General features: G+C 69.0%; 25 protein-coding genes. 11 read left to right on the top strand and 14 right to left on the bottom strand.

The genetic code is table 11. From position 1 onward, the window contains the following. Nucleotides 1–9: 9 nt before the first annotated feature. The 8 genes from QZH52_RS07335 to QZH52_RS07300 form a co-directional block, all read right to left on the bottom strand. Complete coding sequence (locus QZH52_RS07335) at nucleotides 10–1,305, bottom strand: acetyl-CoA hydrolase/transferase family protein (RefSeq protein ID WP_301806032.1); 1,296 nt, start codon at nucleotides 1,303–1,305, stop codon at nucleotides 10–12. Nucleotides 1,306–1,482: 177 nt separating this feature from the next. Continuing rightward, nucleotides 1,483–2,730, bottom strand: a complete 1,248-nt coding sequence (locus tag QZH52_RS07330) for a phenylacetate--CoA ligase family protein (protein WP_301806031.1) — start codon at nucleotides 2,728–2,730, stop codon at nucleotides 1,483–1,485. Next, nucleotides 2,727–3,557, bottom strand: a complete 831-nt coding sequence (locus QZH52_RS07325; RefSeq protein ID WP_286534303.1) for an ABC transporter ATP-binding protein — start codon at nucleotides 3,555–3,557, stop codon at nucleotides 2,727–2,729. The genes QZH52_RS07330 and QZH52_RS07325 overlap by 4 nt, the downstream gene beginning before the upstream one ends. A 20-nt stretch (nucleotides 3,558–3,577) precedes the next feature. Next, the gene (locus tag QZH52_RS07320; protein WP_301806028.1) at nucleotides 3,578–4,903 is read right to left on the bottom strand and encodes an ABC transporter substrate-binding protein; all 1,326 of its coding nucleotides are present in this window, start codon (nucleotides 4,901–4,903) and stop codon (nucleotides 3,578–3,580) included. Nucleotides 4,904–4,932: 29 nt separating this feature from the next. Beyond that, entirely contained in the window at nucleotides 4,933–5,997 is a 1,065-nt protein-coding gene (locus QZH52_RS07315) for a branched-chain amino acid ABC transporter permease (protein WP_286522025.1), read from the bottom strand. 14 nt (nucleotides 5,998–6,011) lie between these two features. Continuing rightward, a complete protein-coding gene (locus tag QZH52_RS07310) occupies nucleotides 6,012–6,941 on the bottom strand; it encodes a branched-chain amino acid ABC transporter permease (RefSeq protein ID WP_301806027.1) in 930 nt (309 codons plus the stop codon). Further along, a complete protein-coding gene (locus QZH52_RS07305; RefSeq protein WP_301806025.1) occupies nucleotides 6,941–7,729 on the bottom strand; it encodes an ABC transporter ATP-binding protein in 789 nt (262 codons plus the stop codon). The genes QZH52_RS07310 and QZH52_RS07305 overlap by 1 nt, the downstream gene beginning before the upstream one ends. Continuing rightward, nucleotides 7,726–9,660, bottom strand: coding sequence for an AMP-dependent synthetase/ligase (locus tag QZH52_RS07300; RefSeq protein ID WP_301806723.1), 1,935 nt, complete (start codon nucleotides 9,658–9,660; stop codon nucleotides 7,726–7,728). Before QZH52_RS07300 ends, QZH52_RS07305 begins: the two co-directional genes overlap by 4 nt. Nucleotides 9,661–9,753: 93 nt before the next feature. On the opposite strand from QZH52_RS07300, the gene QZH52_RS07295 reads away from it, so the two are divergent. The 3 genes from QZH52_RS07295 (at nucleotide 9,754) to QZH52_RS07285 (ending at nucleotide 11,546) form a co-directional block, all read left to right on the top strand. After that, the gene (locus QZH52_RS07295; protein WP_301806024.1) at nucleotides 9,754–10,491 is read left to right on the top strand and encodes a Crp/Fnr family transcriptional regulator; all 738 of its coding nucleotides are present in this window, start codon (nucleotides 9,754–9,756) and stop codon (nucleotides 10,489–10,491) included. A 69-nt stretch (nucleotides 10,492–10,560) separates the two neighbouring features. Then, a complete protein-coding gene (locus tag QZH52_RS07290) occupies nucleotides 10,561–10,950 on the top strand; it encodes a hypothetical protein (protein WP_301806022.1) in 390 nt (129 codons plus the stop codon). Next, a complete protein-coding gene (locus QZH52_RS07285) occupies nucleotides 10,905–11,546 on the top strand; it encodes a helix-turn-helix transcriptional regulator (RefSeq protein WP_301806020.1) in 642 nt (213 codons plus the stop codon). Before QZH52_RS07290 ends, QZH52_RS07285 begins: the two co-directional genes overlap by 46 nt. On the opposite strand, the gene QZH52_RS07280 is transcribed toward QZH52_RS07285, so the two are convergent. Next, the gene (locus tag QZH52_RS07280) at nucleotides 11,543–12,169 is read right to left on the bottom strand and encodes an SOS response-associated peptidase family protein (protein WP_301806019.1); all 627 of its coding nucleotides are present in this window, start codon (nucleotides 12,167–12,169) and stop codon (nucleotides 11,543–11,545) included. The genes QZH52_RS07285 and QZH52_RS07280 overlap by 4 nt on opposite strands. A gap of 117 nt (nucleotides 12,170–12,286) precedes the next feature. Between QZH52_RS07280 and QZH52_RS07275 the strand changes: the two genes are divergently transcribed. Further along, nucleotides 12,287–13,045 (top strand): SDR family NAD(P)-dependent oxidoreductase, encoded by a 759-nt coding sequence (locus tag QZH52_RS07275; RefSeq protein ID WP_301806016.1) that lies wholly within the window; start codon nucleotides 12,287–12,289, stop codon nucleotides 13,043–13,045. 9 nt (nucleotides 13,046–13,054) lie between these two features. Here the strand turns inward: QZH52_RS07275 and QZH52_RS07270 are convergent, their stop codons facing one another. After that, the gene (locus tag QZH52_RS07270) at nucleotides 13,055–14,017 is read right to left on the bottom strand and encodes a Bug family tripartite tricarboxylate transporter substrate binding protein (protein WP_301806013.1); all 963 of its coding nucleotides are present in this window, start codon (nucleotides 14,015–14,017) and stop codon (nucleotides 13,055–13,057) included. Between the two features lie 129 nt (nucleotides 14,018–14,146). Next, a complete protein-coding gene (locus QZH52_RS07265; RefSeq protein ID WP_286522033.1) occupies nucleotides 14,147–14,359 on the bottom strand; it encodes a hypothetical protein in 213 nt (70 codons plus the stop codon). A 137-nt stretch (nucleotides 14,360–14,496) separates the two neighbouring features. Between QZH52_RS07265 and QZH52_RS07260 the strand changes: the two genes are divergently transcribed. Beyond that, the gene (locus tag QZH52_RS07260) at nucleotides 14,497–15,273 is read left to right on the top strand and encodes a pseudouridine synthase (RefSeq protein ID WP_436411550.1); all 777 of its coding nucleotides are present in this window, start codon (nucleotides 14,497–14,499) and stop codon (nucleotides 15,271–15,273) included. Nucleotides 15,274–15,299: 26 nt separating this feature from the next. On the opposite strand, the gene QZH52_RS07255 is transcribed toward QZH52_RS07260, so the two are convergent. Then, complete coding sequence (locus tag QZH52_RS07255; protein WP_301806008.1) at nucleotides 15,300–15,767, bottom strand: DUF3761 domain-containing protein; 468 nt, start codon at nucleotides 15,765–15,767, stop codon at nucleotides 15,300–15,302. A gap of 159 nt (nucleotides 15,768–15,926) precedes the next feature. Between QZH52_RS07255 and QZH52_RS07250 the strand changes: the two genes are divergently transcribed. From QZH52_RS07250 to QZH52_RS07230, 5 genes are all read left to right on the top strand, one after another. Further along, the gene (locus QZH52_RS07250) at nucleotides 15,927–16,586 is read left to right on the top strand and encodes a response regulator (protein WP_301806004.1); all 660 of its coding nucleotides are present in this window, start codon (nucleotides 15,927–15,929) and stop codon (nucleotides 16,584–16,586) included. After that, nucleotides 16,583–17,944, top strand: a complete 1,362-nt coding sequence (locus QZH52_RS07245) for a sensor histidine kinase (RefSeq protein ID WP_301806001.1) — start codon at nucleotides 16,583–16,585, stop codon at nucleotides 17,942–17,944. The genes QZH52_RS07250 and QZH52_RS07245 overlap by 4 nt, the downstream gene beginning before the upstream one ends. A gap of 58 nt (nucleotides 17,945–18,002) precedes the next feature. Next, nucleotides 18,003–19,028, top strand: coding sequence for an ABC transporter substrate-binding protein (locus QZH52_RS07240; RefSeq protein WP_301806000.1), 1,026 nt, complete (start codon nucleotides 18,003–18,005; stop codon nucleotides 19,026–19,028). Between the two features lie 117 nt (nucleotides 19,029–19,145). Then, a complete protein-coding gene (gene htpG, locus QZH52_RS07235; protein WP_301805998.1) occupies nucleotides 19,146–21,188 on the top strand; it encodes a molecular chaperone HtpG in 2,043 nt (680 codons plus the stop codon). Between the two features lie 23 nt (nucleotides 21,189–21,211). After that, complete coding sequence (locus tag QZH52_RS07230; protein WP_301805996.1) at nucleotides 21,212–21,676, top strand: EVE domain-containing protein; 465 nt, start codon at nucleotides 21,212–21,214, stop codon at nucleotides 21,674–21,676. Here the strand turns inward: QZH52_RS07230 and dmeF are convergent. Beyond that, a complete protein-coding gene (gene dmeF / locus QZH52_RS07225; protein WP_301805991.1) occupies nucleotides 21,654–22,619 on the bottom strand; it encodes a CDF family Co(II)/Ni(II) efflux transporter DmeF in 966 nt (321 codons plus the stop codon). The genes QZH52_RS07230 and dmeF overlap by 23 nt on opposite strands. Before the next feature lie 48 nt (nucleotides 22,620–22,667). Between dmeF and QZH52_RS07220 the strand changes: the two genes are divergently transcribed. After that, nucleotides 22,668–22,940 carry a metal/formaldehyde-sensitive transcriptional repressor gene (locus tag QZH52_RS07220; protein WP_301805989.1) on the top strand — a complete coding sequence of 91 codons (273 nt, stop codon included), beginning with the start codon at nucleotides 22,668–22,670 and terminating at the stop codon, nucleotides 22,938–22,940. Between the two features lie 3 nt (nucleotides 22,941–22,943). On the opposite strand, the gene QZH52_RS07215 is transcribed toward QZH52_RS07220, so the two are convergent. Further along, a complete protein-coding gene (locus tag QZH52_RS07215) occupies nucleotides 22,944–24,065 on the bottom strand; it encodes a CaiB/BaiF CoA transferase family protein (RefSeq protein WP_301805987.1) in 1,122 nt (373 codons plus the stop codon). Nucleotides 24,066–24,068: the final 3 nt, after the last annotated feature.

Raw genomic sequence — 24,068 nt, 5'->3', positions numbered from 1 at the left:
CTGCTTTTTTCAGAGCAGCTTCGCGCGCTTCGCCTGCTCGGTCAGATCGGCGCGGAAATCCGGGTGCGCGATCGCGATCAGTTCCTGTGCCCGTTGCTTGGCCGACTTGCCGCGCAGCTGGGCCACGCCGTGTTCGGTGACCACGTAGTTGATGTCGTTCTTGCTGGTGCTGACATGCGTGCCCGGCGACAGCGAGGGCACGATGCGCGAGATCGTGTCGCCCTTGGCGGTGGAGGGCAGCACGATGAAGGCCTTGCCGCCGCGCGAGCGGTTGGCGGCGCGCACGAAGTCGGACTGGCCGCCGGTGCCCGAGAAGGGCGCATGGCCCAGGCTCTCCGAGCCGCACTGGCCCAGCAGGTCGATCTGCAGGGTGGCGTTGATCGCGACCAGGTTGTCGTTCAGGCCCGCCAGCGCCGGGTCGTTGGTGAAGTTGACGGGGTGGATCTCCACCGCCGGATTGCGGTCCATGAAGCGGTACAGCTTGTTCGAGCCGAGCGCGAAGGTCGCGATCGTTTTGCCGGGCAGGTAGTTCTTGCGCCGGTTGGTGACCACGCCGGCCTCGATCAAGGTCAGGATGCCGTCGCCGAGCATCTCGGTGTGGATGCCCAGGTCGCGCTTGTCTGTGAGCTGCATCACGACCGCGTCGGGAATGCCGCCGTAGCCGATCTGCAAGGTCGAGCCGTCCTCGATCAGCTCGGCGACATGCTTGCCGATGGCCTGCTGCACCGGGCCGATCTTCGGCAGTCCGACCTCGAGCACCGGGTCGCTGCTTTCGACCAGGGCCGCGACCTGCGAGACATGCACGTGGCAGTTGCCGTTGGCGAAGGGCACGTTGGGGTTCACCTCGAGCACCACCGCGCGGGCCCGGGCCACCGCCGCCATCGTGTAGTCGGCCCCCAGGCTGAGCGAGAAATAGCCGTGGGCGTCCATCGGCGAGGCCATGCTGAACACCACGTCGGCCGGGATCTGGCCGCGCTCGATCTGTGCCGGGATCTCGGAGAAGTAGTTGGGGATGAAGTCGATCCAGCCCTCCTGTCCGCCGGCGCGGGTCGCGCCGCCGAAGAACAGGGCGACGTGGCGCACGTGCTGCGTGGTCTCGGGGTCGATGTAGGCGTACTTGCGCATCGCCAGGATCTGCGACACCTTCACGTCCCTGAAATCGCGTCGCTGCACCGACAGCGCGGTGAGCAGCGCGGGTGGCTCGCCGACCCCGGTCGGCACGATGATCAGGTCGCCGTCGCGCACCTGGCGCACCGCCTCGGCGGCCGGCTGCAGTTTCTGTTGGTAGAGGTCGTGGATGGTCATCTCGAATGCTCCTGTTCGCTGCCGCCAGCGTCCATCTTAGTGCTCCAACACGCGATCACCCGACGCGCGACGCATGAATCCGGCGCGCCAAATGCCAGGGATGCCGCGGAACCGGCTTTGCCGGGCCGCTGGGATCGCCCCCAGGGGGAGGCGCCGCAGGCGCTTCGGGGGGTCATCCTATTTATAGCTGCGTGCGTCTTCTATGACCTTGCCATCGTTGGGCAGGCTGCCGGGCGCCATCAGTTCGACCGCGCCGCGCAGCTTGGTGACGTCGCGGATCGCCTCGGCGATGCGCTCGGCCAGGCCCTCGGGCGCCGCCGGGCATTCGAGCCGGAGCGTCATGCGGTCGTCGGCCATCTCGCCCTCGACCACCAGCCGCGCCCGCTGCACCTCGGGAAAGCGCCGCGCAATCTCGGCCACCTGGCTCGGATGCACGAACATGCCCCGGACCTTGGTGGTCTGGTCGGCGCGGCCGAGCCAGCCCCTGATGCGCGTGTTGGTGCGGCCCGTGGGGCAGTGCCCGGGCAGCACGGCCGACAGGTCGCCGGTGCCGAAGCGGACCAGCGGATAGTCGGGGTTGAAGGTGGTGACGACGACCTCGCCGACCTCGCCTTCGGGCACCGGATCCCCGGTGCCCGGGCGCACGATCTCGACGATCACGCCCTCGTCGAGCACCAGCCCATCGCGGGCCGAGGTCTCGTAGGCGATCAGCCCGAGGTCGGCGGTGGCGTAGCACTGCATGCCGGCCACGCCGCGCTCGGCCATCCAGTCGCGCAGGCTGGGCGGAAAGGCTTCGCCCGAGACCAGCGCCTTGGTCAGCGAGGCGAGCGCGATGTTCTTCTCGGCCGCCTTCTCGATCAGGATCCTGAGGAAGCTCGGCGTGCCGATGTAGCCCGTCGGCCGCAATTCGGCGATGGCCTCGACTTGCTGCTCGGTCTGGCCGGTGCCGCCGGCGAACACGGTGCAGCCGAGCGCGCGGGCGCCGCTGTCCATGATCGATCCGGCCGGCGTCATGTGGTAGCTGAAGCAGTTGTGCACCAGTTCGCCGCCGCGAAAGCCGGCCGCGAACAGCGCCCGCGCCGTGCGCCAGTAGTCGCTCGCCTCGCCCTCGGGCTCGTAGATGGTGCCGGGGCTGGCGAACACGCGCGGCATGCGGGACCCGAAGCGCAGCGCCGAGAAGCCGCCGAAGGGGTCGCTGGCGCGGCGCGCCTTCTGCAGCGCCAGCAGCTCGGACTTGCGCGTCACGGGCAGCTTCGCCAGCGCCGCGCGGCTCGTGATCTCGGCCGGCCTCACGCCGTCGAGGATGTGGCCGAAGGCCGCGGTCGCGGACTGGGCCTGCAGGACCTGCCTGGGCAGCGCCGCCAGCAGGTCGCGCTCGCGCTCGGCCGGGTCGCGGACCTCGAGCGCATCGTAGAAATCCGTCATGCCAACCACCGCTTTCTGCGCTTGTAGCTCTTCACGTCGCGGAAGCTCTTGCGGTCGGCGCCGCCGACGCCGAGGTAGAACTCCTTGACGTCCTCGTTCTCGCGCAGGCTCTTCGCCTCGCCGTCCATCACGATGCGGCCGTTCTCCAGGATGTAGCCGTAGTCGGCATAGCGCAGCGCCATGTTGGTGTTCTGTTCCGCCAGCAGGAAGGTCACGCCTTCCTTCGCGTTCAGGTCGCGCACGATGCCGAACACCTCGTCGACGATCTGCGGCGCCAGCCCCATCGAGGGCTCGTCGAGCAGCACCATGTTGGGGTTGGCCATCAGCGCCCGGCCGATGGCGCACATCTGCTGCTCGCCGCCCGAGGTGTAGGCGGCCTGCGAGCCGCGCCGGGTCTTCAGGCGCGGGAAGTAGGCGTAGACCTTCTCGAGCGTCTGCGCGATCGCGGCCTTGCCGTCGGTGCGGGTGTAGGCGCCGGTCATCAGGTTGTCCTCGATCGACAGGTGGGCGAAGCAGTGGCGGCCCTCCATCACCTGGATCAGGCCGCGCTTCACCAGGGCCGCGGGCGACAGTGCCTCGATGCGCTCGCCGCGCAGCTCGATCGTGCCCTTGGTCACCGCGCCGCGCTCGCCCGCCAGCAGGTTCGACACGGCGCGCAGCGTGGTCGTCTTGCCGGCGCCGTTGCCGCCCAGCAGCGCCACGATGCCGCCCTCCGGCACCGTGAGCGAGACGCCCTTCAGCACCAGGATCACGTGGTTGTAGATGACCTCGATGCCGTTGACCTCCAGCAGCGGGGCTGCCGGCGCGGGCGCGGATACGTTGACCATGGCGTGCTGCGTCGGGCCGCTCAGCTGCAAGTGCGCGGCTTGATGTTCTTGTCTTTCGCGTACTTGGCCGAGTACTCCGCGACCAGCGGGTCGAGGTTGGCCTTGCGCGCCTGGTACCAGTCGGGCTGTACCTGCCACTTGGCTCCGTCCCACTGCGCGATGCGCGCCCAGTCGGTGCCCATGTGGTTGCTGCACGAGGTCTTGATCGGCCGCATGATCTCGCCGAAGCCCAGCGCCTTGAGCTTGTCGGCCGAGAGGTCGAGGTTCTCGTAGCCCCAGCGAACCTGCTCGGGCGTCAGCGTCTTGCCCTTGCCGTACTTTTCCTGCGCGGCGCGGATGGCTTCGACCTGCAGCATCGCGATCATCATGCCGCGGGTGTGCGCCATGACGCCGATCTCGTCGGCGTTGGCGGCCGTGCCCTGGCCCTTGTCGTAGACGAACTTCTTCAGGTCGTCGTGCACCTTGTCGCGCGAGGCGCTGTTGTGGATCGTGACCGTGTTGTAGCCCTTGGCGCCGGCGCCGATGTCCTTCACGTCGTGGTCCGAGCCGGCCCACCAGACCGAGTACATCTTCTCGCGCGGGAAGCCGCTGGCCTGGGCCTCGCGGATGCCGGCTGGCGTCATCACGCCGGCGCTCCAGAACAGCACGTAGTCGGGCTTCTGCTGGCGGATCTGCAGCCAGGTCGACTTCTGCTCGACGCCGGGCGGCGTGACCGGGAACAGCGCCAGCTCGAAGCCGTCCTGCGCCGCCAGTTTCTGCAGCAGCAGGATCGGCTCCTTGCCATAGGGCGAGTCGTGGTAGACCAGCGCGATCTTCTTGCCCTTGAGGCTGCCCTTCTCCTTCTTGGCGATGTCCTGCAGGATCACGTCGGTGGCGGTCCAGTAGGTGCCCAGCAGCGGGAAGTTCCATTCGAACACCGTGCCGTCGACCGACTGCGACAGGCCGTAGCCCATGGTCTCGATCGAGACCTTGTCGTTGAAGGCCTTGTCGGTCACCGCGAAGGTGATGCCGGTCGACTGCGGGTCGAAGCCCGAGGCGCCCGAGCCCTTGGCCTTCAGGCGGTCGTAGCATTCGACGCCCTTGGCGGCGTCGTAGGCGGTCTCGCATTCCTCGTACGCGAGCTTGACGCCGTTGACGCCGCCGTCGCGCGCGTTCACCAGCTTGAGGTAGTCCTGCTTGCCGTCGGCCCATGGGATGCCGAGCGGCGCGAACTGTCCGGTGCGGTAGACCAAGAGCGGGATGAACTGCTCGCCGGCGGCCTGCGCCCGGGCCGGCACCGGCAGCATCGCGGACGAAAGCCCGGCCGCTGCGATGGCCGCCGCGAGAGCGATGGACTGGAACTTCATGCTGTGTCTCCTGTTGTTGAATGGACGGGTCAGTGAGGGAAGGGCCACAGCCGCAGCTTCTGCCGGGCCGTGGCCCACAGGGCGGCGAGGCCGTGCGGCTCGACGATCAGGAAGAACACGATCAGCGCGCCGAAGATCATGTGTTCGAGGAAGCTCGCGGTGCCGGTCGAGATCGCCAGCCCGAGCCAGTGCGGCACGAGGTTCAGGAACAGCGGCAGCAGCACGATGAAGGCGGCGCCGAACACCGCGCCGACGATCGAGCCGAGGCCGCCGATGATCACCATGAACAGCAGCTGGAAGGACTTGTCGATGCCGAAGGCGGCCGGCTCCCAGGCCCCCAGGTGCACGAAGCCCCACAGCGCGCCGGCGACGCCGACGATGAAGGAGCTGACGGCGAAGGCGCTGAGCTTGGCGTAGACCGGCCGGATGCCGATCACCGCGGCCGCCACGTCCATGTCGCGCATCGCCATCCATTCGCGGCCGATCGCGCCGCGCACCAGGTTCTTGGCCGCCAGCCCCAGCAGCACCAGCAGCGACAGGCACAGCAGGTACTTGCGCGCCGGGGTATCGAGCGCAAGGCCGAAGAACTGCAGCGCCGAGACGCTGACCGAGCCCGACGAGGAGCCGTTCGTGACCCAGGCCACCCGGTTGGTGAACCAGTCGGTGAAGAACTGCGCCGCCAGCGTCGCCACCGCCAGGTAGAGGCCGCGGATGCGCAGGCTCGGAATGCCGAACAGGATGCCGAAGACCATCGCGCAGAATCCGCCGCCGATCAGCGACAGCAGCAGCGGCATGCCCTCGATGCGCGCGTTCAGGTTGTAGGCCGCATAGGCGCCGACCGCCATGAAGGCGCCGGTGCCGAGCGAGATCTGGCCGCAGTAGCCGACCAGCACGTTGAGCCCGATGGCCGCCAGCGACAGGATCAGGAAGGGCACCAGCACGGCGCGGAAGAGGTAGTCGCTGGCCAGCATCGGCACGGCGACGAAGGCCACCAGCGCGAACAGCGCGAGCGCGATGCGGTCCTGCGCGATCGGGAAGATCTGCAGGTCGCTCTGGTAGCTGGTCTTGAACTGGCCGTTTTCGCGGTAGAACATGGTGTGTCGAGGCCCTAGACGCGGTCGATGATCTTGTCGCCGAACAAGCCCTGCGGGCGGACCAGCAGGAAGGCGAGCGCCAGCACGTAGGCGAACCAGTTCTCGATGCCGCCGCCGACCATCGGGCCGAGGTAGATCTCCGACAGCTTCTCGCCGACGCCGATGATCAGGCCGCCGAGGATCGCACCGGGCACCGAGGTCAGGCCGCCGAGGATCACCACCGGGAAGGCCTTGAGCGCCACCAGCGAGATCGAGTACTGCACGCCGAGCTTGGAGCCCCAGATGACCCCGGCCACCAGCGCGACCAGGCCGCCGACCGACCAGACGATGACCCAGATGCGGGCCAGCGGAATGCCGATCGACTGTGCCGCCTGGTGGTCGTCGGCCACCGCGCGCAGCGCCCGGCCGGTCTTGGTCTTCTGGAAGAACAGCGACAGCGCGACCACCAGCAGGGCCGCCATCGCCGCGGCGTAGAGGTCTTCCTTGCTCAGCAGCAGGCCGCCCTGGAACACGTTCTCGAGCACGATCATCGGATCCTTCGGCATGCCGACGTCGATCTTGTAGGTGCTGCTGCCGAACAGCAGCTGGCCGGCGCCGTCGAGGAAGTAGCTGATGCCCAAGGTCGCCATCAGCAGCGTGATGCCTTCCTGGTTGACCAGGTGGCGCAGCACCAGCCGCTCGACCAGCCAGGCCACGACCACCATCGCCGCGGCCGCCACGCAGGCCGCCAGCAGGTTGACCAGCAGCATGTTGTCGAGGCCGGTCCAGCGCGGGATCCATTCGGCGAAGCGCGCCATCGTCAGTGCCGCGAACAGCACCATCGCGCCCTGCGCGAAGTTGAAGACGCCCGAGGCCTTGAAGATCAGCACGAAGCCGATCGCGACCAGCGCGTAGAGCATGCCGGCCATCAGGCCGCCGAACAGGGTTTCGAGGAAAAAGCCCATCAGTGTTCAGTCCCCAGGTAAGCCCGGATCACGTCCTCGTTGTTGCGTACCTCGTCGGGCGTGCCGTCGCCGATCTTCTTGCCGTAGTCGAGCACGACCACGCGGTCGGAGATGTCCATCACCACGCCCATGTCATGCTCGATCAGCACGATCGTGGTGCCGAACTCGTCGTTGACGTCGAGGATGAAGCGGCTCATGTCCTGCTTCTCTTCGACGTTCATGCCGGCCATCGGCTCGTCGAGCAGGAGCACCTGCGGCTCCATCGCCAGCGCCCGGCCGAGGTCGACCCGCTTCTGCAGGCCGTAGGGCAGGCGGCCCACGGGCGTCTTGCGGTGCAGCTGGATCTCGAGGAAGTCGATGATGCGCTCGACGAATTCGCGCTGCGCGATCTCCTCGCGCGCCGCGGGCCCCCAGCGCAGCGCCTGCGCCAGGATGCCGCTCTTCATCTTGAGGTTGCGCCCGGTCATGATGTTGTCGAGCACGCTCATGCCCTTGAACAAGGCCAGGTTCTGGAAGGTGCGCGCCACGCCCATCTCGGCCACCTGGCGCGAGTTCATGTGCTTGAAATGCTGGCCGCGGAAGGTGATCTCGCCCTGCTGCGGCTGGTAGACGCCGTTGATGCAGTTGAGCATCGAGCTCTTGCCGGCGCCGTTGGGCCCGATGATCGCGCGCACCTCGTGCTCGCGGACGTTGAAGCTGATGTCGGTCAGTGCCTTGACGCCGCCGAAGCTGAGCGAGATGTTCTGAACGTCGAGGATGACCTCGCCGATTTTTCGTCCGTTGCTCATGCCGCGGCCTTCAGCGGTGGAAACCGCTTGGCATCGACGATCTTCAGCGTCGCGCTGACCGCGCCCGTGCGGCCGTCCTCGAACTTGACCTGGGTCTCGATGAACTGCTCCGTCTTGCCGCCGTACAGCGCGTCGATCAGCACCGCGTACTTGCCGGCGATGAAGCCGCGCCGCACCTTGCGCGTGCGCGTGAGTTCGTCGTCGTCGGGGTCGAGCTCCTTGTGCAGCACCAGGAAGCGCGCGATCTGGGTGTCGCCCATGCCTTCCTCGGTTGCCAGGTCGGCGTTGACCTGGGCGATGCAATCGGCCACCAGCCCCAGCACCTCGGGCTTGGCCGCCAAGTCGACATAGCCGCCATAGGCCAGGCCGCGCCGTTCGGCCCAGTTGCCGACGGCCTCGAAATCGATGTTGACGAAGGCGCAGACCTCGTCGCGGCCGTCGCCGAAGCACACGGCCTCCTTGATCTGGGGAAAGAACTTGAGCTTGTTCTCGATGTAGTTGGGCGCGAACATCGCGCCGCCCAGCATGCGGCCGACGTCCTTGGCCCGGTCGATGATGCGCAGGTGGCCTTCGGCATCGAGCACGCCGGCATCGCCGGTGTGGAAGTAGCCGTCGGCGTCGAGCACCTCGGCGGTGGCGTCGGGCCGCTTGTAGTAGCCCTGCAGCACCGACACGCCGCGCACCAGCACCTCGCCGTCGTCGGCGATCTTGAGCTCGATGCCGGGCGCTGCGCTGCCCACGGTCTGCAGCTTGACCTTGCCGTCCTGCTGCAGGCAGACATAGGCGCAGGTCTCGGTCTGGCCGTAGAACTGCTTGAGGTTGACGCCGATCGAGCGGTAGAAGCGGAACAGGTCGGGCCCGATCGCCGCGCCGGCGGTGTAGGCCACGCGGATGCGGCTCATGCCCAGCACGTTGCGCAGCGGCCCGTAGATCAGCAGGTCGCCGAGCTTGTACAGCAGCCGGTCGCCGAGGCTCACCGGCGCGCCGTTCAAGATGTCCGCGCCCACGCGCCGCGCCAGCGCCATGAACTTCGCATACAGCCAGCGCTTGGGCGCCGCCGCGTCCTCCATGCGGATCGACACGGCGGTGAGCAGGCCTTCGAAGGTGCGCGGGGGGCCGAAGTAGTAGCTCGGGCCGATCTCGCGCATGTCGTTCATCACGGTCTCGGCCGACTCGGGGCAGTTGAGCGTGAAGCCGCCGACCAGCCACTGCGCGACCGAGAACAGATGGTCGCCGACCCAGGCCATCGGCAGGTAGCTCATGATGTTGTCGCCGGGGCCGAGCCGGTCGGTCTCGACGCCGCCGCGGCCGGCCGCGATGAAGCTCGCGTGCGTCTGGCAGACGCCCTTGGGACGCCCGGTGGTGCCCGAGGTGTAGAGGATCACGGCCACGTCGGAGGCTTCGCCGGCGGCGACGCTCTGGTCGAAGAATCCGGGATGGGCGGCGTCCCAGGCGCGGCCGAGTTCGCACAGCTTCTCGTAGCCGAGCAGGCCAGGCTGGTCGTAGTGGCGCAGCCCGCGAGGGTCGTCGTAGACGATATGGCGGATCGCAGGCCGCATCTCGCGGCATTCGAGCAGCTTGTCGACCTGCTCCTGGTCCTCGGCGACCACGAACTCGACCGCGGCGTCCTCGAGCATGAAGACCATCTCGCCCGCCACCGCGTCCTGGTAGAGCGGCACCGGCACGCCGCGCAGGCTCTGCGCCGCAATCACCGCCATGTAGAGGTGCGGCCGGTTGGCGCCGACGATCGCCAGGTTGTCGCCGGGCTTGAAGCCCAGGCTCGCCAGTCCGCAGGCGAACTCGCGCACTTCGCGCGCGACGTCCGCCCAGGACCAGCTCTGCCAGATGCCGAGATCCTTCTCGCGCACAGCGGGGGCATCGGGCTGATGCTGCGCATGGCCCAGCAACAGGCGAGGAAAGGTAGGAGGGATGGTCTGCACGATGGGCGGACTGTAGGACCAACTTTGACGCCAACTTGTCGTTTGAACGACAATCCTAGGGACAACACTCCCCGGAGTTTCCCGATGCGCGGCACCGACCCTGGCACCTCAACGATCCGCGACCGCGTGCGGCCGGCCAGCGCCGAAGAGCTCGCCAGCATCCCGTGGCTGGACGCGCTGACGCCCGCCGAACGGCGCCGCGCCGAGGCCGCGGTGGTGGTCGGCGAGGCCGAGCCGGGCGACCTGGTCTGCCGCATCGGCCGCCCGCCGACCTACTGGTTCGGCGTCGTCGCCGGCCTGCTCAAGATGAGCAACGACAACGCCGACGGCACGTCGATGACCTACAGCGGACTGCCGCCGGGTGGCTGGTTCGGCGAAGGCACGGTGCTCAAGCGCGAGCCCTACCGCTACAACGTCCAGGCCTTGCGCCACAGCGTGGTGGGGGGATTGCCGGCGGACGACTTCCATTGGCTGCTCGATCACTCGATCGGCTTCAACCGCTTCGTGATGAACCAACTCAACGAGCGCCTGGCGCAGTTCATCGCGGCGCGCGAGACCGACCGGCTCAACGACCCCGACGTGCGCGTGGCGCGCAATCTGGCGGCGCTGTTCAACCCGGTGCTGTTCCCCGGAGTCGGAGAGCTGCTGCGCATCACGCAGCAGGAGCTGGCCTACCTGATCGGGCTGTCGCGCCAGCGGGTCAACGAGGCCCTGCGCGCGCTGCAGGCGCAGGGCGCGATCCGGGTCGAATACGGCGGGCTGCGTGTGCTCGACCTGGCGGCGCTGCGCGCCAGCGTGACGGCGGGCAAGGGCGCCGCGTAGCGGCGGCGGGCCGTGCACTGGCGTGCAGAATGCTGGCGCGGCATCCCGGCCCCGACAACGATATCCCCGATGGACCCACTCGACGAACTGCAACGCTACAACCAACTGCTCCTGCGGCTCTACCGCATGGCCCAGGATCTGCCGATCACCGAATTCCAGGACGCCGCGCTCGGGCTGATCAAGGGGGTGCTTCCGTTCGACTCGTCGCTGTGGGGCACGGCCGCGCCCTCGGCCGGCGGGCCCGACATCCACACCGTCCACCTGCATAACAAGTCGCCCGAGATGCTGCCGGCCTATGAGTCGGTCAAGCACCTGGACACGGCGGTGGCGGGCATGTTCGCCGAGCCCCGGGCGACGCGCGGCTTCCACCTCGAGACCTGGTTCTCCGACCGCGCCAGCAGGAGATCCGCGACATGCTGCGGCGCTTCGAGATCGAGAACATGCTGGCCACCACCGTGATCGATCCCGCGACGCGCTTCGCCCACTGGATCCTGCTCTACCGCGCCGAGCGCGATGCCGGCTACACGCCCGAGGAGACCGGGCTGCTGGCGCTGCTGGCGCCGCACGTGATGGAGGCGCTGGCGATCAACCGCAAGATGCACCTCGAGCGGCTCGGCCCGGCCGAGCAGGATGCGGTGCCCCGCGGCAGTGCCATCGCCGACATGCGCGGCGTGGTCTACCACGCGGATGCGCGCTTCGCCGCGCTGGCCGGCGAGGAGTGGGACGACTGGCAGGAGCGCCGGCTGCCGGCCGCGCTCGCGAGCCACTTCCAGGGCGACGGCGAGCGCTTTTGCGGCCGCGCCGTGGTGGTCGACGCCCGCGTCGAGCAGCAGCTGCTGTTCCTCAAGGCCCGGCCGCGCTGCCGCGCCGACGGCCTGACGGCGCGCGAGTTCACGATCGCCAAGCTGATCGCCAAGGGCGACACCCACAAGGAGATCGCGCAGACGCTGACCCGCTCGCCGGCCACCGTGCGCAACCAGATCCAGGTGATCTACGAGAAGCTGGGGGTCGGCAACATCGCCGGATTGATCGAGGCCCTGCGGCTGGCGGACTAAGCCGCGCGTACCGACCCGGTCGGCAGCGTGTGCCGCGCCAGCTTGTCGTCGGAATAGGGCCGCAGGTAGGCCGCGGTTTCCTCGACCGGACAATGCAGCCAGTCGTCGATCCAGGCGTCGCGCAGGATCGCGGTGCGGCGCTGCTCCGGCCGTCCCGGGACGCCGAAAGTCAGCAGCGCGAAGCTCTCGACGCACTCGCCGGCGGGCGAGCGCCAGCCGTTCCAGAGGCCGGCCAGGGCCAGCGGCTGGCCGTCGGTTCGCGAGACGCGCACGGTGTGGCCGTCGATGTCGGCGTCCTGGAACACGGCATCGGCGAGGATCACGCAGCGATGGCCGCGCTTCCAGGGCTGGTAGAAGTTGCGCTCGGCAAAGGCGGTCTCGCCGCGCGCCTCGTGGGTGTGGAGGTCCTGGCCGTCCTTGCTGAACAGCGGGATCAGGCCCCAGCGCCCGGGGGCGATCTGGAAGCGGGCCAGCGAATCCTGGGCCGTGTCGTCGGCACGGGGTCGCCGCACGAACAGGCCTTGCTCGCCCGGCCGCACGATCGATGCCTCCGGACGGAAGGCCAGACCGAAGCGCTGGGCGAAGTGAAGGGGCTCGCTCGCTGCTTGGTAGTGGGTGGGCATGACCAGGACGATGTGAAAGCTGGCGGATTCTAGTCAGCCGCCGATACCATAGGAAGGGTCGGCCTGTGCGCAAGCGGCGCCGGCGCGCCATAGCTCACGAAAACTCCCCAAAACGCCATGACCTCTTCCCGCCTCACCATCATCACTGGCGCTTCTCGCGGCCTGGGCCGCGCCATGGCCGAGCAGTTGCTGCAACCCGGCCAACGCTTGCTCTGCATCTCCCGCCAAGCCGACGAGCAGCTCGCCGCACGCGCCCGCGAGGCCGGTGCCGAGCTTGAGCAGTGGCAGCTGGACCTGTCCGATCCGGTGCCGGGTGCGGCGCGGCTCGCCGCTTGGCTGCAGGGGCTCGAGGCCGACGCCTTCGACAGCGCGACCTTGATCAACAACGCCGGCACGGTCGGCCGTCCGCGCCCCTTGTCCGAAGCGGTGGCGAGCGAACTGGCGCAGGCGCTGCGGGTCGGCCTCGAGGCGCCGATGCTGCTGGCCTCGGCCTTTCTCGGAGCCACCAAGGGCTGGCGCGCCGAGCGCAAGGTGCTCAACATCTCCTCCGGCCTGGGGCGAAATGCGATGGGCAGCCAGGCGCCTTACTGCGCCGCCAAGGCCGGCATGGACCATTTCTCGCGCGCCGTGGCGCTGGAAGAAAAGGCGGCCGCCAACGGCGCGCGGATCGTCTCGCTGGCGCCCGGCATCATCGACACCGACATGCAGGTGGCGCTGCGGGGCGCCGAAGCCGACATGTTCCCGGACCGCGTGCGCTTCGAGAAATTCAAGGCCGACGGCCTGCTCGACAGCCCGGCGTCGGCCGCCGCCAAGATCCTGAAGTACCTGGCGCGTCCGGACTTCGGCAACAACCCGGTCGCCGATATCCGCGACTGACTTGAAGGGTTACTCGATCGTTGCGCCGGAGGCCTGGACGATCGACTTCCACTTCTGGTAGTCGGTCTTCAGCAGGGTTTCGAGTTCCTGCGGCGTCATGGCCTGCGGCTCGGCACCCTGGGCGATGATCGCGGCCTTCATCTCGGGCGTGGCCAGCAGCTTGTTGACTTCGGCGTTGACCGTCACGACCACGTCCTTGGGTGTGCCGGCCGGCATGAAGAGGCCATACCAGGTGCTGACGTCGAAGCCCTTGTAGCCCAGTTCGGCCACCGTGGGGACGTCCGGCAGCGAGCTGCTGCGGCGCGCCGAGGTCACGGCCAGGGGGCGCAGCTTGCCGCCCTGGATCTGGCTCATGGCCGAGGGCAGCGACGACACCATGAGGTCGACGTTGCCGGCCAGCACGTCCATCATTGCGGCGTTCGAGCCCTTGTAGGGCACGTGGCGCATCTTGATGTTGGCGGCGCTCTTGAAGATCTCGCCGGCCAGGTGGATGGTGGTGCCGTTGCCGGGCGAGCCGTAGGTGATCGAGTCGGGCGCCGCGCGCGCCGCCGCGACGACATCGGCCAGCGTCTTGAACTTGGAATCGCTGCGGGTGACGATCACCACCGGCGTGTAGGCGACATGCGCCACCGCCACCAGGTCCTTGGTCGGGTCGTAGCTCAGGTTCTTGTAGAGCCAGGGCGCGACGACCATGTTGTCCTTCTGGCCCATCACCATCTCGTAGCCCGAGGGCGCCGCCCGCACCGCCTCGGCGATGCCGATGGTGCCGCCGGCACCGGCGCGGTTGTCGGGCACCACGGTCCACTTGCTGACCTCGGTCAGCTTGTTGGCGACCAGCCGCGACAGGATGTCGGTGCCGCCGCCGGGCGGGAACGGCACGATCATGCGGATCGGCTTGGCGGGATAGGGCTGGGCCTGCGCGGCGGTGAATGCCAGCGCCAGGGCGGCGAGGGTGAGCAGCTTTCGGATCATGGGGTGTCTCGTCGTTGGGGCGCCGCGAAGATGCGGCGCCATGCGCCGGGAGTGTGCCCCAACCCGCCGGCCGCAGCGCTCGCGATTGGCGATGGCCGAGATCTCGGATCGCGACTGCGGTCGCCCGCGTCAATGCATCGTGGGCGGCCCGGCATCGCCGTGCGCCTCGGTGCGCCGCTGCAGTGCCTCGATGCCGGCCATCATCGCCGCGCCGTAGGTCGGCATCGGCCCGGCAGCGGCGTCGATCGGGCGACAGTCGCTGCCTTCCTGCTTCTGCAGCACCCAGTAAAAGTGACCGGCGATCGGTTCGTCGACGATCAGCGAGATCGCATGGATGTCCATGTGCGGTTCCTTGTTCAGCCCATGGACCGGTTGTACGCAGGCCCCGCACGTCCGCAAAGCAACGAAATCACGCGGCGGCCGACGTGATTGCAACAGCCGGCGCTTGCGTGAAAAACGCACGCCGCGGATCGCGGACAATGGGCGCGATGTCCGAGACCCCCGCCCCTTCCCGCCTCAACAAGCGCATGGCCGAGCTGGGCCTGTGCTCGCGCCGCGAGGCCGACGACTGGATCGCGCAGGGCTGGGTCAAGGTCAACGGCCAGGTGGCCGAGATGGGCGTCAAGGTGCTGCCGTCCGACCGCATCGAGGTCGACCGCAAGGCGCAGAACCAGCAGCAGCAGCAGGTGACGATCCTGCTGCACAAGCCGATGGGCTACGTCAGCGGGCAAGCCGAGGACGGTCACGAGCCCGCGGTGGTGCTGATCAATCCGCGCACCCACTGGCGCGAGGATCCGAGCCGCAACCGCTTTTCGCCGCCGCAGCTGCGCGGCCTGGCGCCGGCCGGCCGGCTCGACATCGATTCGGTCGGCCTGCTGGTGCTGACGCAGGACGGCCGCGTGGCGCGGCAGCTGATCGGCGAGGATTCCGGCATCGAAAAGGAATACCTGGTGCGGGTGGCCTACGGCCCGGTGGCGCAAGACTCGCAGGCCGCCTTTCCGCGCGAACTGCTCGCGAAGCTGCGCCACGGCCTGAGCCTCGACGGCCAGCCGCTGAAGCCGGCCAAGGTCGACTGGCAGAACCCCGAGCAGCTGCGCTTCGTGCTGACCGAGGGCAAGAAGCGCCAGATCCGCCGCATGTGCGAACTGGTCGGGCTCAAGGTCGTGGGGCTCAAGCGCATTCGCATCGGCCGGGTGGTGCTGGGCAACCTGCCGGTCGGCCAGTGGCGCTACCTGGGCGCCGACGAACGGTTCTGAGCCACGGGGGGCAGGCGCGAGCGGCCTCAGACCGCGCAGGCCTTGTTGTGCGAGGCGTGCATCCCCTTGGCCTTGGCCTCGGCTTCGCTCAGGTACTCGCCCTTCTTGGTCTTGCCGTAGTAGCGGTCGCCCATGCAGTGGTAGACCTTGGTCTCGTCGTTGGCCCAGACCTTGCCGGCGCCGCCGCCGGGTGCAGCGGCCATCGTCGCCGGATCGGGCCGTGCCGCCGGCTTGACGGCCGTCGCGAAAGCGGCTGCGGGTGCGGCTGCCGCCGCAGGTGCCGCTGCCGGTTTCGGATCGGCCTTGCCGTACCAGGTCTGGATGCCTCTGTGTCCGCGGCAGGCGCCAGACTTGGTGTCGGGCGACGCAAAGCTGCCGTCCTTGCATTGCACCGTGGTGCCGGCAGGCGCGCCGGCCGGCAGTTGCTGGGCCTGGGCGCCGAGCGCGGCCAGCAGGCCCGCCGCGGCCAGCAAGGTCTTGGGGGAAAAAGTCATCCGGACGCCTCCTCGGGCGGTGAAATGGGGAACAACCATCGTCCGCATGCGATCTGAACGCCAGCTGACCGATCGCCGTCGGCTTCGCGCAACGCTTGCTCAGGCAGCGCTAAGAATCCGGGCGTAGCCTCGCCGTCGAACCTGTTCCAAGGAGATTCCGTGCGCGCATTGCTGGTCGAAGACGACGAAATGATCGGCGCGAGCCTGATGCATGCGCTCGATCGCGCCGGCTGGTCGGTCGACTGGGTCCGCGACGGCCTGCTGGCGCACAGCGCGCTCGCCGATGGCGGCTACACCTGCGTGCTGCTCGATCTCGGGTTGCCGAAGCAGGACGGCACCGAGGTGCTGCGGCGCGCCCGCTCCCGCGGCGACGCCACGCCGGTGCTGGTGCTGACCGCCCGCGACGGGCTCGACGACCGGATCCAGACGCTCGATCTGGGCGCCGACGACTACCTGCTGAAGCCCTTCGCCCTGCGCGAACTGCTGGCGCGGATGCGCGCCGTGGTGCGGCGCCGCGACGGCGCCGCACATTCGGTCATCGGCACCGCGGCGCTTCAACTCGACCTCACGACCCGCGATGTGCTCGCCAACGGCGTGCGGGAGGCGCTCACCGCGCGCGAATTCGCGCTGCTGCATGCCCTGCTGGAGCGGCCTGGCGCCATCCTGTCGCGCGAGCAGCTCGAGGACCGCATCTACGGCTGGGGCGACGAGGTCACGAGCAACGCGATCGACGTGCTGATCCACGGCATGCGGCGCAAGCTGGGTGCCGAGGCGATCCGCAACGTGCGCGGGCTCGGCTGGCGGGTCGCACCGGCGTGAACGCGGGCTGGGGCTGGCGCCCGCGCTCGCTGCGCGCCCGGCTGCTGGCCTGGCTGGTGGCGCTGCACCTGCTGGCGATCGCGGCCACCGTGTGGCTTTCCTACGTGGCTTACGGCCGGCTGGTGAACAACTTCATGGACGACCAGATGCGGCTGGTGGCCGAGTCGCATGCGACCCACCACCGGCTGCCCACGCTGCAGCCGGTGAGCAGCGACGACGTCGTCCAGCGCGGCGCCTTCGTGGTCCAGGTGTGGAGTGCCGACGGCGCCACCTTGCAGGCCACCTCTTGGGCCGGACTGGCGCTGCCGCTGCAGCCGCAGCCGGGCTTCGGCGATGTCCGAATCGGCCCCGGCGACACGGGCGGATGGCGGGTCTACACGCTGGCGGCCGAGCCGCCCGACGGCTCGCCGCGGGTGCAGGTGGTGCAGAACGACGGCTTCCGGCGCCACCGGATCGTGCGCCGGGCGCTGCTCGAGAGCCTGCCGATCCTGCTCCTGCTGCCGATCACGCTCGGCCTGCTGTGGGCCATCGTCTCGGCCGCCTCGCGCTCGCTGCGCATCGTCGCCCGCGACCTGGCGGCGCAGGACGAGGCCAGCCCCGACGGCGTGCCGGTGGCCCGGGTGCCGGAGGAGATCGCTCCGCTGGTGGCGGCCTTCAACAGCCTGCTGGGCCGGCTGCGCGGCGCACTGTCGACCCAGCGCCACTTCATGCAGGACGCGGCGCACGAGCTGCGCACGCCGATGGCGGCGATCGGCCTGCAGATCGAGAACCTGCGCGCCCATGTGCCACACGGCGACGCCGCCGAGCGCTTCGCCCAGCTCGAGGGCGGCGTCCGGCGCGCCCAGCACCTGATCGAGCAGCTGCTGCGTCTGTCGCGCCAGGACGCGCCGGCTGCCGGCGCCCGCGGCCCGGTGGACCTGGCGATGCTGTTGCGCGACAGCGTCGGCCAGCTGATGGTGCTGGCCGACCAGCGCCGGGTCGATGTCGGCTTCGAAGGCCTCGTCACGCCGTGGGTCAGTGCCCCGGCGGCCGATCTGCGCAGCGTCTTCGACAACCTGATCGACAACGCGGTGCGCTATGCGGCCGAGGGCGGCGTGGTCGACGTCCGGCTGCATGCGGTCGACGGCCAGCCGGTGGTCGACGTGGTGGACGACGGCCCCGGCATCGCGCCCGATCAGCTCGAGCGCGTCTTCGATCGCTTCTACCGCGTCGCCGGCGCCCCGGCCGGCGGCAGCGGGCTGGGGCTGGCGATCGCGCAGGCGGCGGCGCTGCGCAACGGGCTGCGCATCGTGCTGGCCAATCGGAGCGAACGCAGCGGCCTGGTGGCGCGGGTCCACCTGCCGCCGATCGCTGCCTGAAGGCGCCGCTCCCGGGGGCGCTATCCTGCGCGTCTCGTTCGTGAACCCGGGAGACCTCATGCGCCGTTTCGTTCCCCAAACCCTTGCCGCCTTCGTCCTGACCGCCGCCGCCCTGGCGGCGCAGGCCCAGGGCACGGTCAATGCCCTGTGCAGCACCGACGCCGGCTGGTGCGAGGCCGCGGCGGCCGAGTTCAGCCGGGCCACCGGCATTCGCGTGCTGCAGGCGCACAAGGGCACCGGCGAGATCGGCGCCCAGTTGCGGGCCGAGGCCGCCAACCCCAAGACCGACATCTGGTGGGGCGGCACCGGCGACCCCTTCCTGCAGGCGGCCGAGGAGGGGCTGCTGGAGCCCTACCGCCCGGCCTACATCAACGACCTGTACGACTGGTCGGTGCGGCAGTACGCGATGTCGGGCAACCGGGTCGGCGGCTTCTACACCAGTGCCATGGGCTTCGGCTTCAACACCGAGGTACTCAAGAAGAAGCACCTGCCGGAGCCGCGCTGCTGGGCCGACCTGGTCAAGCCCGAATACAAGGGCGAGATCGAGATGTCGCACCCCGCCACCAGCGGCACCGGCTACACCATCGTCGCCGGGCTGGTGCAGCTGATGGGCGAGGACGCCGCCTTCGACTACCTGAAGAGACTGCACCGCAACACCACCACCTACACCCGCAGCGGCCAGGCCCAGGCGCCCAACGTGGCCAAGGGCGAGGTGGCGGTCGGCATCAGCTTCATCTTCGGCTTCGACAAATGGCGCCAGGACAAGTACCCGGTCAAGGCCGCGGCGCCCTGCGAAGGCACCGGCTACGAGATCGGCGGCATCGCGCTGGTCAAGGGCGCGCGCAACAAGGCCAACGCCCAGCGCTACTACGACTGGCTCATGAGCCCGGCCGGCCAGGCCATCGGCGCCCAGGCCGGCAGCCTGCAGTCGCCGGCCAACCGGACCTTCAAGCCCGATCCGCGCATCCCGTCGATGGACGGGGTCAAGCTCATCAAGTACGACTTCGAGAAGTACGGCCAGGCGGCGGAGCGCAAGCGGCTGATCGATCGCTGGACGCGCGAGGTCGAGTCGCAGCCGCGCTGAGCCTCGTAAGGCTTTGAAACCGCCGGCCCTTGCGATCGGGCCGGCCAGCCCCAGGTCTTGTAAAGTTGAACGTACGCCGTTGGCGAACCGTTTTTTTCCTTTGATTGTTCTCGCGCCATGACCCTCTCCAAGACCAAACTCCCGTTCCAGGCCGAAGTCGCCCAGCTGCTGCACCTGGTCACGCATTCGCTCTACTCGAACAAGGAAATCTTCCTGCGCGAACTGATCTCGAATGCGTCCGACGCCTGCGACAAGCTGCGTTTCGAAGCCATCGACCAGCCCGCGCTGTTCGAAGACCAGCCCCGGCTCGACGTGCGCGTCGCCTTCGACGCCGAAGCCAAGACCCTGACCATCACCGACACCGGCATCGGCCTGAGCCAGCAGGAAGCCATCGACAACCTCGGCACCATCGCCAAGAGCGGCACCAAGGAGTTCATGAGCCGGTTGTCGGGCGACCAGAAGGCCGATGCGCAGCTGATCGGCCAGTTCGGCGTCGGCTTCTACTCCGGCTTCATCGTGGCCGACAAGATCACGGTCGAATCGCGCCGCGCCGGACTGCCGGCCGAAGAGGGCGTGCGCTGGGTCAGCAGCGGCGCCGGCGACTTCGAGGTCGACACCATCAGCCGCGCCGAACGCGGCACCAGCGTCACCCTGCACCTGCGCGACGACGCCGAGGAATACCTCAACGCCTGGAAGCTCAAGTCGATCATCGGCAAGTACTCCGACCACATCTCGCTGCCGATCCTGATGGAGAAGGAGGAGTGGAAGGAGGGCGAGGACAACAAGGGCGGCGCGATGGTGAAGACCGGCGAATGGGAGCCGGTCAACAAGGCCAACGCGCTCTGGAGCCGGGCCAAGAAGGACATCAGCGAAGAGCAGTACGTCGACTTCTACAAGAACATCAGCCACGACTTCGAGGCGCCGCTGGCCTGGAGCCACAACCGGGTCGAGGGCAACACCGAGTACACCCAGCTGCTCTACATCCCGGCCAAGGCGCCGATGGACCTGTGGAACCGCGACAAGGGCGCGGGTGTCAAGCTGTACGTCAAGCGCGTCTTCATCATGGACGACGCCGAGGCGCTGCTGCCCAGCTACCTGCGCTTCGTCAAGGGCGTGATCGACTCGGCCGACCTGCCGCTCAACGTCAGCCGCGAACTGCTCCAGGAGAGCCGCGACGTCAAGGCGATCCGCGAAGGCAGCACCAAGCGCGTGCTGGGCATGCTCGAGGACCTGGCGAAGAAGCAGAAGACGGCGGCCGAGAGCGGCGAGGGCAAGATCGACGTCGGCTCCGGCGAGTCGGTGCCGGCGCCCGAGCCGACCGAAGGCGTGACCGACGTGGTCGACAAGAAGGCCGACCACAGCACGCCCGCGGCCGAAGCCGCCGCGGAATACGCCGACGAATCGGGCAAATACGCCCGCTTCTATGCCGAGTTCGGCGCGGTCCTGAAAGAAGGGCTGGGCGAGGACTTCGGCAACCGCGAGCGCATCGCCAAGCTGTTGCGCTTCGCCTCCAGCACCAGCGACACGGTCAGCGTCAGCTTCGCCGACTACAAGTCGCGCATGAAGGACGGCCAGGACGCGATCTACTACATCACGGCCGACACGCTGGCCGCCGCCAAGAACAGCCCGCAGCTCGAGATCTTCAAGAAGAAGGGCATCGAGGTGCTGCTGATGACCGACCGGGTCGACGAGTGGGCGCTCAACTACCTGACCGAGTTCGACGGCACGCCGCTGCAGAGCGTGGCCAAGGGCGCGGTCGACCTGGGCAAGCTGCAGGACGAGGCCGAGAAGAAGGCGGCCGAGGAAGCCGCCGAGTCCTTCAAGCCGCTGCTGGAGCGGCTCAAGGAGACACTCAAGGACAAGGCTGAGGACGTCCGCGTCACCACCCGCCTGGTCGATTCGCCGGCCTGCCTGGTGGTGCAGGACGGCGGCATGAGCACCCAGCTGGCGCGCATGCTCAAGCAGGCCGGCCAGCCGGCGCCCGAGCTCAAGCCGGTGCTCGAGGTCAACGCCGAGCATCCGCTGGTGAAGAAACTGGAGGGGTCGGCGCACTTCGACGACCTGGCCAACATCCTGTTCGACCAGGCGCTGCTGGCCGAAGGCGGCCTGCCGGCCGATCCGGCGGCCTACGTGCGCCGGGTCAACGCCCTGCTGGTCTGAGGCACGCGCTGCGCGACGCCGCCATGTCCGGCTACTGGTTGATGAAGTCCGAGCCCGACGAGTGCTCGATCGACGACGCCCTCGCGGCGCCGAAGTCGACCGTGCCCTGGACCGGCGTGCGCAGCTACCAGGCGCGCAACTTCATGCGCGATGCGATGCAGGTCGGCGACGGGGTGCTGTTCTATCACTCGAGCTGCCCGGAGCCCGGCATCGTCGGCATCGCGCGCGTGGCATCCGGCACCCGGCCCGATCCGACCCAGTTCGATCCGGCCTCGCCCTACTTCGACGCCGCGTCGAAGGCCGAGCAGCCCCGCTGGCTGCTGCTGGACGTGCAGACGCTGCGCAAGACCCGCCTGCTGTCGCTGCCCGAACTGCGCGCCACGCCGGCGCTGGCCGACATGCTGGTGCTGCGCAAGGGCAACCGGCTGTCGATCACGCCGGTCGAGCCGCAGCACTGGCAGCTCATCACGAGGCAGCTGCTGGCCTGAGCCCGGGGGCCGCCGCCACGCGGTTCACCTCGACCGAGATGTGGACCAGCTCCTCGTGGATGCGCAGCTGCTGCTTGAAGTAGTCCGGCCCGACATCGCCGTCGGTGGCGAGCGAGACGATGCAGGCGTACTTGCCCTTGCCGACCCGCCACACATGGAGATCGCACAGCGTGGCCGGCACCGGGCTGGCATCGATCACCTCGCGGATCTCGGCCACCACCGGCGCATTCATCTCGGCGTCGAGCAGCACCCGGCCCGACTCGCGCATCAGCCCGGCGGCCCAGACCGCGACCAGCCCGGCGCCGACGATGCCCATCAGCGGGTCGAGCCAGTCGGCGCCCCACAGCTTGCCGCCGAACAGCGCGACGATCGCGAGCACCGAAGTCGCGGCATCGGCCACGACGTGCAGGTAGGCCGAGCGCAGGTTCAGGTCGTGGTGCGCGTGGCCGTGGTGATCGTGGTGGCCGTGATGGGCGTGGCCGTGGTCTTCCCCGCGCAAGAGCCAGGCGCAAGCCAGGTTCACGCCCAGGCCGAGCACGGCGATCGCGATCGCCTGGTCGTAGTGGATCGCGCTCGGGGCCAGCAGGCGCTCGACCGATTGCCAGAGCATCGACGCGGCCACCAGCGCCAGCACGATCGCGCTGGTGTAGCCGCCGAGGATCTCGATCTTCCAGGTGCCGAAGGAGAAGCGCCGGTCGTCGGCGAAGCGCCGCGCCGCGGCATAGGCGGCCACCGACAGACCCAGGGCCACGGTGTGCGAGCTCATGTGCCAGCCGTCGGCCAGCAGCGCCATCGAGTTGAAGATCCAGCCGCCCGCGATCTCGATCACCATCATCACGGCGGTCAGGACCGCCGCCCACAGCGTGGCGCGCTGGGCCAGGGGATTGCCGTCGTCGAAGACGTGGGCGTGCTGCCAGCCCCGGGTGGTTTGAAGAGTCTGCATGGCCAGATACTGTACCCCAGTATATGGCCGGCCGTCTAGAATCGCCCCATGAGCCACACCATCACAGGAAACGCGAAGCTGCTGGCGCGGGTGCGCCGCATCAAGGGCCAGGCCGCGGCGCTGGAGAGCGCGCTCGGCGCGGGCACCGAGTGCATGGAGATCCTGCAGCAGATCGCGGCGATCCGCGGTGCCGTCAACGGGCTGATGCTGGAAGTCCTCGAAGGCCACGTCCGCGAGCACCTGGGGCCCGAGGCCGACCCGACACAGCGGGGCGAGGACACCGAGGCCGTGGTGGCGGCGCTGCGGTCCTACCTGAAGTAGCGATTACTCGAACCCCGTGCCCGGCGTCAGCGGCGGATGCCGGTAGCTGGCCGGCGTGCGGCTCAGCTTCACCGGCGCGCCGATGCCGCGCCAGCCGCCTTCCATCTCGACCACCATCTCGCGGTGCGCGGTGTGCGGATGCTCGAGCGCCGCATCGACCGACAGCACCGGCGCCGCCGGCACGCCCGCGGCCATGAGCTGGTCGACCAGCTGGCGGCCGTCGAAAGTCGCCAGCTGCGATTCGAGCCGCTGCTTCAGGCCGTCGCGGTTCACAGAGCGCGATCCGGCGTCGCGGTAGAGCGGGTCGTCGCTGAGCTCGGGCAGGCCGATGGTGCGGCAGAAGCTCGCGAACTGGCGGTCGTTGCCGACGGCCAGGAAGATCGGATCAGTGCCGGTCCGGAGGGCGTCGTAGGGATAGATGTTGGGGTGCGCGTTGCCGGTGCGGCGCGGCGTGCGGCCGTCGAGGAACCAGTTGGCGGCATGCGGGTGCAGCAGCGACAGGCCGCTGTCGTAGAGCGCCGCCTCGACGAACTGCCCGCGTCCGCTGCGCTGGCGCTCCTGCAGCGCGAGCAGCACGCCGATCACCGCATTGAGCCCGGCCACCATGTCGACCACCGGCAGTCCGACGCGCAATGGACCCCCCTCGGACTCGCCGTTGATGCTCATGATGCCGGTCATGGCCTGCACCGCGGCGTCGTAGCCCGGCAGCGCGCCGAGCGGCCCGTCGGCGCCGAAGCCCGACACGCGGCACCAGACCAGTCGCGGGAAGCGCTCGGACAGCGCCTCGTAGCCGATGCCCCAGCGCTCCATGGTGCCGGTCTTGAAGTTCTCGATCAGCACGTCGGCCTCGGCCACGAGCGCCAGCAGGGCCTCGCGGCCTTCGGCGCTGCCGAGGTCGAGCGCCATCGTGCGCTTATTGCGGTTGAGGCCGTGGTAGTACGAGGCCACGCCGTCCTTGAAGGGCGGGCCCCAGGTCCGGGTGTCGTCGCCCTGCGGCGGTTCGACTTTGAGCACGTCGGCGCCATGGTCGCCGAGGATCTGGCCGCAGTACGGCCCGCCGAGGATGCGCGAGATGTCGAGGACGCGGATGCCGGCCAGCGCGCCGGTGTTGGTGGTCGCGGTCATGGC

The sequence above is a fragment of the Variovorax ginsengisoli genome (assembly GCF_030486595.1).
GTDB lineage: Bacteria > Pseudomonadota > Gammaproteobacteria > Burkholderiales > Burkholderiaceae_C > Variovorax > Variovorax ginsengisoli_B.
The sequence above is the reverse complement of the archived record's forward strand: the minus strand, read 5'-3'. Positions and strand labels throughout refer to the sequence as shown.